Here is a 15,889-nt window from a genome sequence, read left to right as displayed (position 1 = left end):
GCGAGGCGGTTGGCCGGGTCGGTCAGCCGGCGAGGCGGTTGGCCGACTGCGCGGCGCGCGCCCGCAGCGACCGACGGCGGTGCAGCAGCGCCTCGAGCGAGTGCGTGCGCTGCTCGTCCGTGCCGAGCCGTCGACGCAGCGCCGACACGGTGGTGATGCGTCGCACGACCTGCGAGCTGAACCCGAGGCGGGCGAAGAAGCGGTTGGCCTCACGGTGCTGGGCGGGGACGTTGCAGCCGATCTGCTCGCAGCCACGCGAGTCCGCGTAGACGGTGACCGCGCTCATGAGCTGGCGGGCGACCCCGTGCTTGCGCGCCTCCGGCACGACGTACAGCTGGTCGATGGTCACGCACGGGGCCTCGGTGAGGGCGGAGAACGGGCTGGTCGCGGCGACCGCGAAACCGACGGCACGACCGTCGGCCATGGCGACGTAGGCCCGGACGTCCTCGCGGCCCAGGGCGGCGGCGACGCGACCCTCGGAGGCGGCTCGGGCGGCGACCTCGGGGCTGACGCCGGCCTCGACACGGGCGGACATCCACAACTCGGTGAACGGTCGCTGCTCGTCCTCGCGCACACGCTTGACGCTGATCGCGGGACGGCTCACCGGTTCCTCCATCGTGGACGGTCTGACTCGTGTGTGCGCGGCTCCCCCGTGGGCCGCTGACGGTTCGGGAAACCCGTCAGGAGTAGGACTCTAGGGCCACGCCGACGGTTTAGTGAAGGCTTCAACAGAACTCAACCGAACAACTGAATGGGCTTGCCTGCGACGACTGGCATTTCGTCACGGCGGGCACGATTCGTGACGGTGTCGCGGGGGGTCCTCGAGCCTGCCGCGGCAGCCCTCACAGCGCCTGCTCGAAGACGTAGTCGTCCTCGTAGCGGTCGCCCACGAGGAAGCGCTTGGTGCCCACGCGCGTGAAACCGCTCTTGGCGTAGAAGCGCTGGGCGCGCTCGTTGAGCTGGTTCACGCCGAGCCACGCTCCCCGCGACCCACGAGCCCGGGCAGCGTCCAGCGCGGCCGTCATGAGCAGCCGGCTCGTGCCGGCGCCGTGCTGGTCGGGCAGGACGTAGATCTTGCTGAGCTCCGAGGAGGGGCGGTGCGCCAGGGCGCCTCGCACGTCCGGGTCGCCCGGCTCCCCCGTCACGAGCATGGCGTACCCGGTCGCGACGGCGCCGTCCTCGGCGAGGAACAGGTCGCGTTCGGGGTCGGCGAGGTACTCCTGGAACCGCTCCTGCGACAGCACGTCGGCGATGAAGGCCGCGATGGACTCCTGCGTGGTGTGCGGGGGGCAGGCCAGGGCGAACGTCGCCGAGGCGACGGCAGCCAGGGCTGGTGCGTCAGCGGCAGTGGCCCGACGGACCACGACAGCCACGGGTCAGGCCTTGTCCATGCCGCTGACGACGGCGTCGGCGACCTCACGCATGCCGAGGCGCCTGTCCATCGCGGTCTTCTGGATCCAGCGGAAGGCCTCGGCCTCGGAGATCTTGAGCTTCTTCATGAGGATGCCCTTGGCGCGGTCGACAGCCTTGCGCGTCTCGAGGCGCTCCCCGAGGTCCGCGATCTCGCTCTCGAGGGCCTTGACCTCGGTCCAGCGGTGGCGGGCGATGTCGATGGCGGGGCCGAGGTCGGAGGCGGTGAACGGCTTGACGATGTAGGCCATGACGCCCGCGTCGCGCGCACGCTCGACGAGCTCGGTCTGGCTGAACGCGGTGAGCATGACCACGGGGCAGATCTTCGCGGAGCCGATCTCCTCGGCAGCGGTGATGCCGTCCATGACGGGCATCTTCACGTCCATGATGACCAGGTCGGGCGTGAGCTCCTTGGCCATCTCCACGGCCTGCTCGCCGTTGCTCGCCTGCCCGACCACCTCGTAGCCGAGCTCGGCCAGCATCTCGGCGAGGTCGAGGCGGATGAGGGCCTCGTCCTCCGCCACGAGGATGCGAGTGGGTGCTTTGGTGGTGGTCGTCGTCGACTGGGTCTCGCTCACAGGACTGAGCCTATGGGACGCACGTTAACGGCACGTTGCGTGGCCGGCGCAGGGACTCACCAAGGAGTGTGACCTGCGGCTCATCGAGCCCACGAGACCATCGGTGCCGAAGGCGGGACTCGAACCCGCACGCCCTTTCGAGCAGAGCATTTTGAGTGCTCCGTGTCTGCCATTCCACCACTTCGGCGCACACGCCGGGCAGGCCGACGAACAGTGCTGGAGCAGCATACAAGCGTGCTCGCGTGCTGCCCGCCACCACTCCTGGCGTGCCGCGCGGGGGCGGGCGGCACGCCGGGAGGTCAGTCCTCGAGGTCCTCGTAGGCGGGCGCGACCTTGTTGACCGCGTCGCCCATCTTGTGGACGCGCAGGGCGTTGGTGGAGCCGGGGATGCCGGGGGGCGAACCGGCGACGAGGACGACGAGGTCGCCCTCCTGGACACGGCCGTCGGCGAGCAGGGTCTTGTCGACCTGGCGCGCCATCTGGTCGGTGTGCCGAGCCATCGGGACGAGGAACGTCTCGATGCCCCAGGCCAGCGCCAGCCGCGAGCGGGTGTGCGACTCCGGCGTGAAGGCGAGCATGGGGATGCGCGGGCGGATGCGGGACATCCGCTTCGCGGTGTCACCGGACTGCGTGAAGGTGATGAGGTACTTCGCGCCGAGCAGCTCGCCGATCTCGACCGCGGCGGCCGAGACCGCGCCACCCATGGTGTGCGGCTTCGTCCCGAGCGGGCGGATGCGGTCGAGGCCGTGCTCCTCGGTGCTCTCGATGATGCGGGCCATCGTCTCGACAGCCACGATCGGGTACGCACCGACGCTGGTCTCCCCCGACAGCATCAGCGCGTCGGCGCCGTCCAGGACGGCGTTGGCGGCGTCCGATGCCTCGGCGCGGGTGGGGCGCGGGTTCTCGATCATCGACTCGAGCACCTGGGTGGCGACGATGACAGGCTTGGCGTTGCGGCGCGCGATCTCGATGGCGCGCTTCTGGACCAGCGGCACCTCCTCGAGCGGCAGCTCGACGCCGAGGTCGCCGCGAGCGACCATGACGCCGTCGAAGGCCGCGATGATCTCGGCGAGGTTGTCGACGGCCTGCGGCTTCTCGATCTTGGCGATGACGGGCAGGCGCACCCCGACCTCGTCCATGACCTCGTACACGTCGTCGAGGTCCTTCGCCGAGCGCACGAAGGACAGCGCGATCATGTCGGCGCGCAGACCCAGCGCCCAGCGCAGGTCCTCCTTGTCCTTCTCCGACAAGGCCGGGACGGAGACGGCCACTCCGGGCAGGTTGATGCCCTTGTTGTTGCTGACCGTGCCGCCGACCGTGACGCGGCAGCGGACGTCGGTGTCGGTGACCTCGACGGCCTCGAGCGCGACCTTGCCGTCGTCGATGAGCAGCGCGTCACCGGGCTTCACGTCACCCGGCAGGCCCTTGTAGGTCGTCCCGACCTCGGTCTGCGTGCCGTCGATCTCGCGCGTCGTGATGGTGAACTCGGAGCCCGTCGGCAGCAGCACGGGACCACCGGAGAAGCGACCGGTGCGGATCTTCGGGCCCTGGAGGTCGACGAGGATTCCGACCGCGTGGCCGGTCTCGTCGCTGGCCTGGCGGATGGACCGGTAGATGGCCTCGTGGTCGGCGTACTCGCCGTGGGACAGGTTCAGACGGGCGACGTCCATCCCCGCATCGACGAGCGCACGGATGCGTTCGGGGCTGGAGACAGCCGGGCCGAGGGTGCAGACGATCTTGGCGCGACGCATGGCTCGACCCTATCGCCCGGCGTTCCGGGGAACGTGACCGCGGTCACCCTGCGGACACGCGAACACCCGGTGAACAACCCCGTGGTCGGGTGGTCACCGGGTGTTCGGCGTATGGCGCCGCGGCCGCCGTGCCGGACGGCCGCCGCTCAGACGACGAGCGGGCGGTCGTTCGGGTTGATCGGTCGCGGCAGGGAGGTCTGTCCGCTGAGGTACTTGTCGACCCCCGCTGCGGCAGAACGACCTTCGGCGATGGCCCAGACGATCAGCGACTGGCCGCGGCCGGCGTCACCGGCGACGAAGACGCCCGGCACGCTGGACATGTACTCCTTGTCGCGCTTGACGTTGGAGCGCTCGTCGAGCTCGACCTCGAGCTGCTCGACGACACCGGGCTTCTCCGGTCCGAGGAAGCCCATCGCCAGCAGCACCAGCTGGGCCGGGAGGACGCGCTCGGTGCCCTCGACCTCGTCGAAGCCGTTCTCGCCGCGCTGGACGTCGACGACACGGATGCCGGTGACCTTGCCGTCCTCGCCGAGGACCTCCTTGGTCGACACGGCATACACGCGCTCGCCGCCCTCCTCGTGCGCGGAGGCGACGCGGAACGTCATGGGGTAGGTCGGCCACGGCTGTCCGGCGACGCGCTCCTCCCCCGGCTGGGGCATGATCTCCAGGCTCGTCACCGACTTCGCGCCCTGGCGGTGCGAGGTGCCGATGCAGTCGGCACCGGTGTCGCCGCCACCGATCACGATGACGTCCTTGCCCTCTGCGGTGACCTGGCCCTCGACGGTCTCGCCGAGCGCGACCTTGTTGGCCGGCGGGAGGAACTCCATGGCCTGCATGACGCCGTCGAGCTCGCGCCCGGGCACCGGCAGGTCGCGGGGCACGGTCGCCCCGATCGCCAGGACGACGGCGTCGTAGCGGTCGCGCAGCTGCTTGCCTGTGACGTCCTCGCCGACCGCGACACCGCTGCGGAAGCGGGTGCCCTCGGCCTCCATCTGGGAGATACGACGGTCCAGGACCGACTTCTCCATCTTGAACTCGGGGATGCCGTAGCGCAGCAGCCCGCCGGGCTTGTCGGCACGCTCGTAGACCGCGACGGTGTGGCCGGCGCGGGTCAGCTGCTGGGCCGCGGCGAGGCCGGCGGGGCCCGAGCCGATGACGGCGACGGTCTTGCCGGTGAGGCGCTCCGGCGCCTGCGGCTGCACGTAGCCCGCGTCGAAGGCACGGTCGATCGTCGTGACCTCGATCTGCTTGATCGTCACGGCCGGCTGGTTGATGCCGAGCACGCAGGCGGTCTCGCAGGGAGCCGGGCACAGGCGACCGGTGAACTCCGGGAAGTTGTTGGTCGCGTGCAGGCGCTCGATCGCCTCCCGCCAGTCACCCTTCCACGCCAGGTCGTTCCACTCGGGGATGAGGTTGCCGAGCGGACAACCGCTGTGGCAGAAGGGGATCCCGCAGTCCATGCAGCGACCGGCCTGGCGCTGGAGCTGGCCGAGCTCCTGCTCCTCGTAGACCTCCTTCCAGTCCCTGATGCGGACCGGAACCGGTCGACGGGTCGGGAGCTCGCGCTCGCGCGTCTTGAGAAAGCCCTGGGGGTCAGCCACGGGAAGCCTCCATGATCCGCTCCCAGACCTCGGAGCCGTTGATGTCCAGACCTTCTTCCTCCGCGGCTGCCCGCACGTCCAGGACGCGCTGGTAGTCGCGGGGCAGCACGAGCGTGAAGCGGCTCCGTGCGTTCTCCCAGTCCTCGAGCAGCCCTGCCGCCACGGGGGACTCGGTCCACTCGACGTGCTTGGTGAGCAACTCGCGCACCACCGTCTCGTCGTCCGGCCGCAGTGGCGACAGGTCGACGAGCTCACGGTTGACGCGGTTCTGGTCGAGGTCGAGGACGTAGGCCACTCCCCCGGACATGCCGGCGGCGAAGTTACGGCCGGTCGGCCCGAGGACGAGGACGGTGCCCCCGGTCATGTACTCGCAGCCGTGGTCACCCACGCCCTCGACGACGGCGCTGGCACCGGAGTTGCGCACGCAGAACCGCTCGCCGACCTTGCCGCGCAGGAACAGCTCACCGGTCGTCGCGCCGTAGCAGATGACGTTGCCGGCGATGACGTTCTGCTCTGCCTGCAGCGGCGCAGCCCGGTCCGGGCGGACGACGACGCGCCCACCGGACAGGCCCTTGCCGACGTAGTCGTTCGCGTCGCCGTACAGGCGCAGCGTGATCCCGCGCGGCAGGAAGGCGCCGAGCGACTGGCCGGCCGAGCCGGTCAGGGTGAGGTCGATGGTGTTGTCGGGCAGCCCGTCCGGGTGGGCCTTGGTGACCTCGTGGCCGAGCAGCGTGCCGATGGTGCGGTTGACGTTGCGCACCGCCACCTCCGCCGCGACGGGCGTGCCGTCGTTGATGGCCTCGCGGGCGATGGTGATGAGCTGGTGGTCCAGGGCCTTCTCGAGGCCGTGGTCCTGCGTGGTGGTGTTGCGCCGCGCCGAGCCGTCAGGGCTCTGCACGTCGGCGAAGATCGGCGACAGGTCCAGGCCGGCGGCCTTCCAGTGGTCGACCGCCCTGGTGGCGTCGATGGACGAGACCTGGCCGACTGCCTCCTCGATGGAGCGGAAGCCCAGCGCGGCGAGGTGCTCGCGCACCTCCTCGGCGATGTACTCGAAGAACGTCTCGACGAACTCGGGCTTGCCGCTGAACCGCTTGCGCAGCTCGGGGTTCTGGGTGGCGATGCCGACCGGACAGGTGTCGAGGTGGCAGACGCGCATCATGACGCAGCCGCTGACGACGAGCGGAGCCGTGGCGAACCCGAACTCCTCCGCACCGAGCAGCGCGGCGATGACCACGTCACGCCCGGTCTTCAGCTGGCCGTCGCACTGCACGACGATGCGGTCGCGCAGGTTGTTGAGCACCAGCGTCTGCTGGGTCTCGGCGAGGCCGATCTCCCAGGGTCCACCGGCGTGCTTGAGCGACGTCAGCGGCGAGGCGCCGGTGCCACCGTCGTGGCCGGAGATGAGCACGACGTCGGAGTGGGCCTTCGAGACGCCCGCGGCGACCGTGCCGACACCGATCTCGGAGACGAGCTTGACGTGGATCCGGGCCTCGGGGTTGGCGTTCTTGAGGTCGTGGATCAGCTGGGCGAGGTCCTCGATGGAGTAGATGTCGTGGTGCGGCGGCGGGCTGATCAGGCCGACGCCGGGGGTCGAGTGCCGGGTCTTGGCGACCCACGGGTACACCTTGTGGCCGGGCAGCTGGCCGCCCTCGCCGGGCTTGGCACCCTGGGCCATCTTGATCTGGATGTCGCCGGACTTGGTGAGGTAGAGCGACGTCACGCCGAAGCGACCCGAGGCGACCTGCTTGATGACCGAGCGCCGCTCGTCGTCCATGAGGCGTTCGACGTCCTCACCGCCCTCACCGGTGTTGGACCGACCGCCGAGGCGGTTCATCGCGATGGCCAGCGTCTCGTGGGCCTCGAGGCTGATCGACCCGTAGGACATCGCACCGGTGTTGAACCGCTTGACGATCTCGCTGACCGGCTCGACCTCGTCGATCGAGATGGGCTGGCGCGGGTTGGCCCCGCCGAGGTTGAACAGGCCGCGCAGCGTCATCAGCCGCTCGGACTGCTCGTCGACGCGCTGGGTGTACTGCTTGAAGATGTCGTAGCGGCGCTGGCGCGTCGAGTGCTGGAGGCGGAACACCGTGTCCGGGTCGAACAGGTGCGGCTCGCCCTCACGGCGCCACTGGTACTCACCGCCGACGTTGAGCTTGCGGTGCGGGAGGCGCACGCCGTCCGGCGGGTATGCCGCGGCGTGCCTGGCCGCGGTCTCCGCGGCGACGACGTCGAGCCCGATGCCCCCGAGCTGGCTGACGGTGCCGGTGAAGTAGCGGTCGACGAGCTCCTGGGACAGGCCGATGGCCTCGAAGACCTGGGCACCGCGGTAGGACGCGACGGTGGAGATGCCCATCTTCGACATCACCTTGAGGACGCCCTTGCCGAGCGCCTTGATGAGGTTCTTCACCGCCTGCTCGGAGGTCACGCCCTCGATCGCGCCGGAGCGGACGAGGTCCTCGACCGACTCCATGGCGAGGTAGGGGTTGACGGCGGCCGCGCCATACCCGATGAGCAGGGCGACGTGGTGGACCTCGCGGACGTCGCCGGCCTCGACCACGAGCCCGACCAGGGTGCGGGTCTTCTCGCGGATGAGGTGGTGGTGCACCGCAGAGGTGAGCAGCAGCGACGGGATCGGCGCCTGGTCGCGGCCGGAGTCGCGGTCGGACAGCACGACGAAGCGGGCACCGGCAGCGATGGCCTGGGACACCTCGGCGAAGATCTCCTCGAGGCGCGCCTGCATGGCGGCGGCGCCACCGGTGACGTCGTAGAGGCCGCGGACGACGTGCGTCGCGTAGCCCGGGAGGTCGCCGTCGGCGTTGACGTGGACGATCTTGGCGAGGTGGTCGTTGTCGATGACGGGGAACGGCAGCACCACCTGGCGGGCGTGCGCCGGGGTCGCGGCGAGCGCATTGCCCTCCGGTCCGATCACGGTCCCGAGGGAGGTGACGAGCTCCTCACGGATGGCGTCGAGCGGCGGGTTCGTCACCTGCGCGAAGAGCTGCGTGAAGTAGTCGAAGATCAAGCGCGGTCGGTCGGAGAGCACGGCGATGGGGGTGTCGGTGCCCATCGAGCCCAGCGCCTCTCCCCCGGACTTCGCCATCGGCGCCAGGAGGATCTTGAGCTCCTCCTGGGTGTAGCCGAAGGTCTGCTGGCGGCGGGCCACCGAGGCGGCGGTGTGCACGATGTGCTCGCGCTCGGGCAGGTCGTCGAGGTGGATGAGTCCGGCGTGGAGCCACTCGTCGTACGGGTGCTGGGAGGCCAGCGAGGACTTGATCTCGTCGTCGGAGACGATCCGTCCGTGCTCGGTGTCCACGAGGAACATCCGGCCCGGCTGGAGGCGGCCCTTGCGGACCACGCGGGTCGGGTCGAGGTCCAGGACCCCGGCCTCGGACGCGAGGACGACCAGGCCGTCGTCGGTGACCGAGTAGCGACCGGGGCGCAGGCCGTTGCGGTCCAGGACCGCCCCGATGAGTGAGCCGTCGGTGAAGGTGACGCAGGCGGGGCCGTCCCACGGCTCCATGAACGTCGAGTGGAACTCGTAGAACGCCCGGCGGGCCGGGTCCATCTCGGTGTGGTTCTCCCATGCCTCGGGGATCATCATCAGGACCGCGTGGGGCAGCGACCGGCCACCGAGGTGGAGCAGCTCGAGGGCCTCGTCGAAGGACGCGGAGTCCGACGCCTCCGGGGTGCAGATCGGGAAGAGCCGCTCGAGGTCGCCGGGGATGACGTCGGAGACGAGCTGGCTCTCGCGGGCCCGCATCCAGTTGCGGTTGCCCTTGACGGTGTTGATCTCGCCGTTGTGGGCGATGAGCCGGTAGGGGTGGGCCAGCGGCCAGCTCGGGAAGGTGTTGGTGGAGAAGCGCGAGTGGACCAGCGCGAGCTGGGTCTCGAAGCGACGGTCGGACAGGTCCGGGAAGAACGGCTCCAGCTGGCCGGTGGTGAGCATGCCCTTGTAGACGAGGGTGCGGCACGACAGCGAGGGGAAGTAGACCTCGGTCTCGCGCTCGGCGCGCTTGCGCAGGCAGAAGGCGAGCCGGTCCAGCCCGAGGCCGACCATGCGCCCCGAGGACGCGCTGACGAACAGCTGGCGGAAGAACGGCATGCAGTCGCGTGCCGCCTGGCCGACGAGCTCGGTGCTGACCGGCACGTCGCGCCACCCGAGCACCGTGAGGTTCTCCTCGGCGGCGATGGCCTCGATGCGCTCGACGACTGCGGCACGTTCGGACTCGTCGGCGGGCAGGAAGGCGGTGCCCACGGCATACGCGCCGGCCACGGGGAGGTCGAAGTCCACGACCTCGCGGAAGAAGGCGTCGGGGACCTGAGTGAGGATGCCTGCTCCATCGCCCACGAGCGGGTCGGCACCGGTGGCGCCGCGGTGCTCGAGGTTGCGCAGCGCCGTGAGGGCGTGGTCGACGATGTCGTGACCTGCGCTCCCCCGCATGGTGGCCACGAGTGCCACGCCGCAGGCGTCGTGCTCGAACTCGCGGCGGTAGAGCCCGGTGTCGGCGGGCTGGGCGGAGAAGCGCGCAGAAGTCACGTTCGGGTCACCGTCCTGAGGGGTCGTGATGCGTCGGAGCGAGCCCCCTGGGGGGTCAGGAGGCACACCATTGCACGCGCGTGGACGGCCTTGGCCACGGCTCGGACGAGAATACCGAGAACCCTCCCCGTCCTAGCATGTGAGCCGCGCTATTCCGTATGGTGAGATGCTGAGCGTGCGGGCACCGCCACCTCGCGGCGCCGACCGGCCCAGACGAGGTACAGCCCCAGGGCGAACACGAGGATGCTCGTCCACACGTTGACCCGGACGCCGAAGATGCGGTTCGCCTCGTCGCTGCGCATCAGCTCGAAGACGACGCGGCCCAGCGGGTAGCCCACGACGTAGAGGCCGAAGAGCTGCCCCTTGCGCAGGGCGCGACGCCGGTCGACCAGGACCAGGACGAGGGCGAGCAGCAGGCACCAGAGCGACTCGTAGAGGAACGTGGGGTGGAAGGTGCCGAGCACGACGGGGTCCCCCGCGGCGTCACGGACGGCACGGCCGGCGCCGTTGTCCCACTGGTGGATCGTCAGGCCCCACGGGACGTCGGTCTCGCGACCGTAGAGCTCGTTGTTGAACCAGTTGCCCCAGCGACCGAGCGCCTGCGCGACGGCGACGCCGGGCGCCGCGGCGTCGACGTAGTCGAGGAAGGACACCCCGTGCCGGCGGGCTCCGAGCCACGCGCCGACCGCACCGAGGGCGATGGCTCCCCAGATGCCGAGGCCACCCTCCCAGATGGCGAACGCCTTGAGCGGGTGCCCGCCCTCGCCGAAGTAGGGCTGCGGGGTGGTGATGACGTGGTAGACCCGACCACCGACGATGCCGAACGGCACCGCCCACGCGGCGATGTCGATCGACTTCTCGGCGGCGTGGCCGCGGTCGACGAGGCGACGTCCCGTGATCCAGACGGCGGCGACGATGCCGGTGAGGATGCATAGGGCGTAGGCCCGGACCGGGAACGGCCCGAGGTGCCAGACGCCGGAGGTGGGGCTGGGGATCGACGCCGGGATCTGGGCCGGGAGCTGTGCCGACAGGCCCGCGGCCGATGTGGGCAGGCTCAGGAGTGTCGCTGCGCTCACTTCGTCGCGGCCTTGACCGCGGCCGCGAGGGACTCGTTGGTGAAGCCGGCGAGGTCGAGGGCCTTGCCGTCGAGCCGCAGGGTGGGGGTGCCGTTGATGCCGTCCTTCTCGGACTGGGTCTGCACGGACTCGACGTACTGGTTGTGCGAGCGGTCGTTGTAGCACTTCTCCCACGTCGTCAGCCCGGCGCCGGTGATGCCGGCCTTCTCCGCCACCGACTTCAGCGCGGCGTCGGTGTACCCGGCGCCCTCCCTGAGGGGCTGGGCGCCGAACGTCCCGGAGTGGTACTCGAGGAACTTGCCCTGGTCGGCCGCGCAGGCTGCCGCGTTGGCGGCGCGGTTGGACGAGTCGTTGCCGAGCTTGTCGTCGAGGAAGCTCAGCGTGTGGAACACGAGCTTGACCTGCCCCTTCTCCGCGAGGGCCTCGATGCCCTCACCGAAGCGGTGCTCGAACTCGGCGCAGATCGGGCACTGGAAGTCCTCGTAGACGTCCAGGGTGGGCACCCCTGCCGGGGCGTCGGGGTTGACGACGATGCCCGCGCTCATCGACGAGGCGCCCTTGGGGATCGACGAGCCGCCGGCCGTGGTGGCCTCCTTCTTGTCCTGGCTGCCGAGGATGGCCGCGGTGACCACCGCGGCCACGATCAGGACCACGACGACGGTGGCCACGACCACCGGGCTGGCACCCTTGCGCTGCTGGGACTTCGGCGTCGCCGCCGCGATCTTCGCCTTGCGGCTGGCGCTGCTGCTGGTCATGCCTGGGGCCTCTCGTCGTGCGGTTCGGTGCGGTGCTGGGGCGGGAAGAGACGTCGCTCCAGGCTCAGGGCCGTGCGCGGGCGGAGCACGAGCCACGCTGCGCAGAGCAACAACCCGATGTCCCGGGCGATCTCCTCTGGATACTGCGTCTGGGCCGCCGCAATGGTTCCCCCGTCACCGAAGCAGCCACAGTCGATGCTCAGGCCCCGGGCCCACGCGGACCCGATGCCGATGATGAACACGACCATGAGGACACCGCCCACGACTGCACTGCCGCGGGTGAACAACCCCAGGACGAGCAGCAGGCCGACCGCGACCTCGAGGACGGGCAGGGCGTAGCCGACGTACCCGGCGACGTCGTACGGGAGCAGCTGGTAGGCACGGACCGCGCGGGCGGACGTCTCGAGGTGGCCGACCTTGAGCAACCCGGCGACGAGCACGACACCGCCCAGGACCAGCCGGGCCAGCAGGCCGACCACGTCACGCACGCGTGGGTCTGCGGCGAGGCGCTGCCGGGTCTCGCTGGTCACGTCAGCGACCGCTCCGGACGCCCTCGGCCAGCTCGGCGACGAGGGAGCGCAGCGCGGTGAGACCCGACTCGAGGTCGTCCGCCTCGGTGAGGCAGCGGACCAGGGCCGAGCCGACGATGACACCGTCGGCGTAGGCCGCGACCTCGGCCGCCTGCTGGCCGTTGGAGACCCCCAGGCCGACGCACACCGGCAGGTCGGTGGCGGCCTTGGTGCGGCTGACGATGACGGAGGCGGCGTCACCCATCGAGGTGCGTGCCCCCGTGACGCCCATGTGCGACACGGCGTAGACGAAGCCGCGGCAGTGCGAGGTCACCGACGCGATGCGCTCGTCGGTGGAGCTCGGCGCCACGAGGAAGATCCGGTCCAGGCCGCTGGTGTCGCTCGCGGCGATCCACTCGCCGGCCTCGTCGGGGATGAGGTCGGGGGTGATGATGCCGGCGCCGCCCGCCCGCGCGAGGTCCGTGGCGAAGGCGGTGGGACCGTGGCGCAGGATGAGGTTCCAGTAGGACATCACCAGCGGCGGTGCCCCGGCGTCCCGGACGGCACGCGTGGCGAGGAAGGCGTCGTCGACCCGCACCCCCTGCTTGAGGGCCTGGTCCGCGGCATACGCGATGACGGGGCCGTCCATGAGCGGGTCGCTGTAGGGGATCCCCACCTCGACGATGTCCACGCCGGACTCGACCATGGCGACCATGGCCGCGACCGAGCCCTCGACCGTGGGGAAGCCCACGGGCAGGTAGCCCACGAGGGCCGCACGGTTCTCGGCGCGGCAGCGCGCCAGGACCTCGCCGACGCCGATGTCGGTGGTGGTGCTCACAGCTGGGTCCTTCCGTCGCCCTCGGCACGCGGCTCGTCAGCCGTGCCGCTCGGCGTCGCGTCGCCGTCGATCAGGCCGAAGTACTCCGCGGCCGTGTGCATGTCCTTGTCGCCGCGCCCGGAGAGGTTGACGAGCAGCAGGGCGTCCGGGCCGAGCTCGCGGCCGACCTCGATGGCCCCGGCCAGGGCGTGCGCGGACTCGATGGCCGGGATGATCCCCTCGGTGCGGCACAGCAGCTCGAAGGCCTTCATCGCCTGCTCGTCGGTGGCGTACCGGTACTCGGCCCGCCCGCTGTCACGCAGGTGCGCGTGCTCGGGGCCGACGCTCGGGTAGTCCAGTCCCGCGGAGATCGAGTGCGACTCGAGGGTCTGGCCGTCGTCGTCCTGCATGAGGTAGCTGAAGGTGCCGTGCAGCACGCCCGGCGAGCTGGCGGCGAAGCGCGCCGCGTGGCGGCCGCCCTCGACGCCCTCCCCCCCGGCCTCGACGCCGATGAGCCGGACGTCCGCGTCGTCGATGAACCGGTGGAAGATGCCCATGGCGTTGGAGCCGCCACCGACGCAGGCGATCACGGCGTCGGGCAGGCGGCCGGCGGTGTCGAGCACCTGGCCCCGGGCCTCGACCCCGATGATGCGGTGGAAGTCGCGGACCATCTCGGGGAACGGGTGCGGACCCGTCACGGTGCCGAGGATGTAGTGCGTGTCCCCGACGTTGGTGACCCAGTCGCGCAGCGCGTCGTTGATGGCGTCCTTGAGGGTGGCGCTGCCGGTCGGGACCGGCTTGACCTCGGCGCCGAGCATCCGCATGCGGGCGACGTTGAGCGCCTGGCGCTCGGTGTCGACCTTGCCCATGTAGATGACGCAGTCCAGGCCCATGAGGGCGGCGGCCGTGGCAGTGGCGACACCGTGCTGGCCGGCGCCGGTCTCCGCGATGACGCGCGTCTTGCCCATCCGCTTGGTCAGCAGGGCCTGCGCCAGCACGTTGTTGATCTTGTGCGACCCCGTGTGGTTGAGGTCCTCGCGCTTGAGGATGATGCGGGCGCCGCCGGCGTGCTCGGCGAACCGGGGCACCTCCGTGATGATGCTCGGGCGACCTGTGTACGTGCGGTGCAGGCGCTCGAGCTCACCGAGGAACTCGGGGTCGACCATCGCCTTGCGACGGGCCTCGTCGAGCTCCTCGAGGGCAGGGATGAGCGCCTCGGGCACGTAGCGTCCGCCGAAGTCGCCGAAGCGGCCGGCGCGGGCCACGGGTTCCGGCGTGAGGCCGGGCATGAGGTCGGGCGCCGTTGGGGTCTGGTCGGTCATGAGAGGGCTCCCGCCGCGATGAGGTCGTGGGCCGCCTGCCGTGGCGCGCTGCCACGGACGAGCGCCTCTCCGACGAGGACGGCGTCGGCGCCCTCCCCTGCGAAGCGGGCGGCGTCGACGGGTCCGGAGACGCCGGACTCGGCCACCTTCACGCAGGTGTCGGGGATGAGGGGCGCCAGGCGCCCGAAGGTGTCGGGATCGACAGCCAGGGTCTTGAGGTTGCGGGCGTTGACGCCGATGACGGTGGCACCTGCGTCGACCGCGCGGGCCGTCTCGTCCTCGTCGTGCACCTCGACGAGTGCGGTCATGCCCAGGTCGCGGGCCAGCCGCTGCATCCGGACCAGGTCGTCCTGGGCCAGGGCGGCGACGATGAGCAGGATGAGGTCGGCGCCGTGCGCCCGGGCCTCGAACAGCTGGTAGTCCTCGACCATGAAGTCCTTGCGCAGGACGGGGATCCGCACCGCGGCGCGGACGGCGTCGAGGTCGGCAAGCGATCCCCCGAAGCGGCGGCGCTCGGTCAGGACGCTCACCGCGGTGGCTCCGCCGGCCTCGTAGTCGACGGCCAGCGCGGCGGGGTCGGTGATGTCGGCGAGCGCTCCCTTGCTGGGGCTGGCGCGCTTCACCTCGGCGATCAGCGACAGGCCCGGGCGGCGCAGTGCCTCCTCGGCGTCGAGGGCCGGGGCGGCGCTGCGAGCGAGCTGCTCGATCCGCGCGGCTGGGGTCACGGACACGGCGTCCGCGAGGTCCTCGCGGACACCTGCGACGATCTCGTCGAGCACGGTGGCCATGGTTGACAGGCTATAGAGCGGTGCGCGCGGCCCCGCGTCAGGGTCGCAGTACGGACAGACCGGGCAGCAGTCGCAGGACCCCGAACAGCAGCAGTCCCCCGGCCCACAGCCCGCCGACCAGCGAGGACCGGCGCAGCCAGGCGACCCGGCGGCCACGGACGGCGGACCCCAGCCACACGGCATACAGGATCGCCGCCGCGACGACGGTCAGAGCCGCCCAGGCGTTGCTGGACAGCGCGGCGGCGACGTCACCGGTGAGCAGGTCGTGGGTGGCGCGCAGGCCACCGCACGCGGGGCACGGCTCCCCCGTCACGGCGAGGATCGGGCAGACCGGCCACGATCCCGCGGTGTGCGGGTCACGCAGCAGCAGGGCGACCGCGGCGGCGGCACCCGCGGCACCGACGACCACCGGGGCTCGGAGCGCCTCCGGGAGACGAGCGGCCGCGACCGGCACGGGGTCAGCTGACGCCGGAGGTCTTCTTGTTGTCGCTCGTGACCGGGGGCACGTCCTTGGCGCCGTAACCGGCCATGCCGAGGAGCTTGCCGACCACGACGCCGACGATGCAGACGATGGCCCCGACGACGAACAGCGCGACGCTGGTCACGACGACGGCCCACGACATGATCGCGGTGCCGAGCAGCAGGATCCCGACGGCCGTCCACGCGGCGACGCTGTGGCCGTGGTCTTCGTGGATCTCGTGCTCTGCCATGGTGCGGGACTCCTGTGGAAGTGAGGGGAGGTCGT

14 protein-coding genes and 1 tRNA gene are annotated in these 15,889 nt (G+C 70.9%); all 15 read right to left on the bottom strand.

Going from position 1 to position 15,889, the window contains the following annotated elements; all coding sequences use genetic code 11:
• Positions 1-22: 22 nt before the first annotated feature.
• Positions 23-604 carry a GNAT family N-acetyltransferase gene (locus ABD286_RS00510; RefSeq protein ID WP_344189203.1) on the bottom strand — a complete coding sequence of 194 codons (582 nt, stop codon included), beginning with the start codon at positions 602-604 and terminating at the stop codon, positions 23-25.
• Positions 605-842: 238 nt separating this feature from the next.
• Entirely contained in the window at positions 843-1,373 is a 531-nt protein-coding gene (locus ABD286_RS00505) for a GNAT family N-acetyltransferase (protein WP_344189202.1), read from the bottom strand.
• Positions 1,374-1,376: 3 nt separating this feature from the next.
• Entirely contained in the window at positions 1,377-1,988 is a 612-nt protein-coding gene (locus ABD286_RS00500) for an ANTAR domain-containing response regulator (protein WP_344189201.1), read from the bottom strand.
• A gap of 104 nt (positions 1,989-2,092) precedes the next feature.
• Positions 2,093-2,175, bottom strand: a tRNA-Leu gene (locus ABD286_RS00495).
• A gap of 112 nt (positions 2,176-2,287) precedes the next feature.
• Positions 2,288-3,739, bottom strand: coding sequence for a pyruvate kinase (gene pyk, locus ABD286_RS00490; RefSeq protein ID WP_344189199.1), 1,452 nt, complete (start codon positions 3,737-3,739; stop codon positions 2,288-2,290).
• A gap of 146 nt (positions 3,740-3,885) precedes the next feature.
• The gene (locus ABD286_RS00485) at positions 3,886-5,340 is read right to left on the bottom strand and encodes a glutamate synthase subunit beta (protein ID WP_344189197.1); all 1,455 of its coding nucleotides are present in this window, start codon (positions 5,338-5,340) and stop codon (positions 3,886-3,888) included.
• A complete protein-coding gene (gene gltB, locus ABD286_RS00480; RefSeq protein ID WP_344189195.1) occupies positions 5,333-9,877 on the bottom strand; it encodes a glutamate synthase large subunit in 4,545 nt (1,514 codons plus the stop codon). Before gltB ends, ABD286_RS00485 begins: the two co-directional genes overlap by 8 nt.
• 149 nt (positions 9,878-10,026) lie before the next feature.
• The gene (gene lgt / locus ABD286_RS00475) at positions 10,027-10,884 is read right to left on the bottom strand and encodes a prolipoprotein diacylglyceryl transferase (RefSeq protein ID WP_344193183.1); all 858 of its coding nucleotides are present in this window, start codon (positions 10,882-10,884) and stop codon (positions 10,027-10,029) included.
• 65 nt (positions 10,885-10,949) lie between these two features.
• The gene (locus tag ABD286_RS00470; protein ID WP_344189192.1) at positions 10,950-11,708 is read right to left on the bottom strand and encodes a DsbA family protein; all 759 of its coding nucleotides are present in this window, start codon (positions 11,706-11,708) and stop codon (positions 10,950-10,952) included.
• Positions 11,705-12,238, bottom strand: a complete 534-nt coding sequence (locus ABD286_RS00465; protein WP_344189190.1) for a MauE/DoxX family redox-associated membrane protein — start codon at positions 12,236-12,238, stop codon at positions 11,705-11,707. The genes ABD286_RS00470 and ABD286_RS00465 overlap by 4 nt, the downstream gene beginning before the upstream one ends.
• A 1-nt stretch (position 12,239) precedes the next feature.
• On the bottom strand, positions 12,240-13,055 hold the full coding sequence (gene trpA / locus ABD286_RS00460) for a tryptophan synthase subunit alpha (RefSeq protein ID WP_344189188.1): 816 nt from the start codon (positions 13,053-13,055) through the stop codon (positions 12,240-12,242).
• Complete coding sequence (trpB, locus tag ABD286_RS00455; RefSeq protein ID WP_344193181.1) at positions 13,052-14,323, bottom strand: tryptophan synthase subunit beta; 1,272 nt, start codon at positions 14,321-14,323, stop codon at positions 13,052-13,054. Before trpB ends, trpA begins: the two co-directional genes overlap by 4 nt.
• A gap of 29 nt (positions 14,324-14,352) precedes the next feature.
• On the bottom strand, positions 14,353-15,144 hold the full coding sequence (trpC, locus tag ABD286_RS00450) for an indole-3-glycerol phosphate synthase TrpC (RefSeq protein ID WP_344189186.1): 792 nt from the start codon (positions 15,142-15,144) through the stop codon (positions 14,353-14,355).
• Positions 15,145-15,181: 37 nt separating this feature from the next.
• A complete protein-coding gene (locus tag ABD286_RS00445; RefSeq protein ID WP_344189184.1) occupies positions 15,182-15,598 on the bottom strand; it encodes a DUF2752 domain-containing protein in 417 nt (138 codons plus the stop codon).
• Positions 15,599-15,602: 4 nt separating this feature from the next.
• Positions 15,603-15,854, bottom strand: coding sequence for an HGxxPAAW family protein (locus ABD286_RS00440; protein ID WP_344189182.1), 252 nt, complete (start codon positions 15,852-15,854; stop codon positions 15,603-15,605).
• Between the last annotated feature and the right edge of the window lie 35 nt (positions 15,855-15,889).

Source organism: Pedococcus aerophilus (assembly GCF_039532215.1).
Classification (GTDB): Bacteria; Actinomycetota; Actinomycetes; order Actinomycetales; family Dermatophilaceae; genus Pedococcus; species Pedococcus aerophilus.
This window is presented reverse-complemented; position numbering and strand designations above follow the sequence as displayed.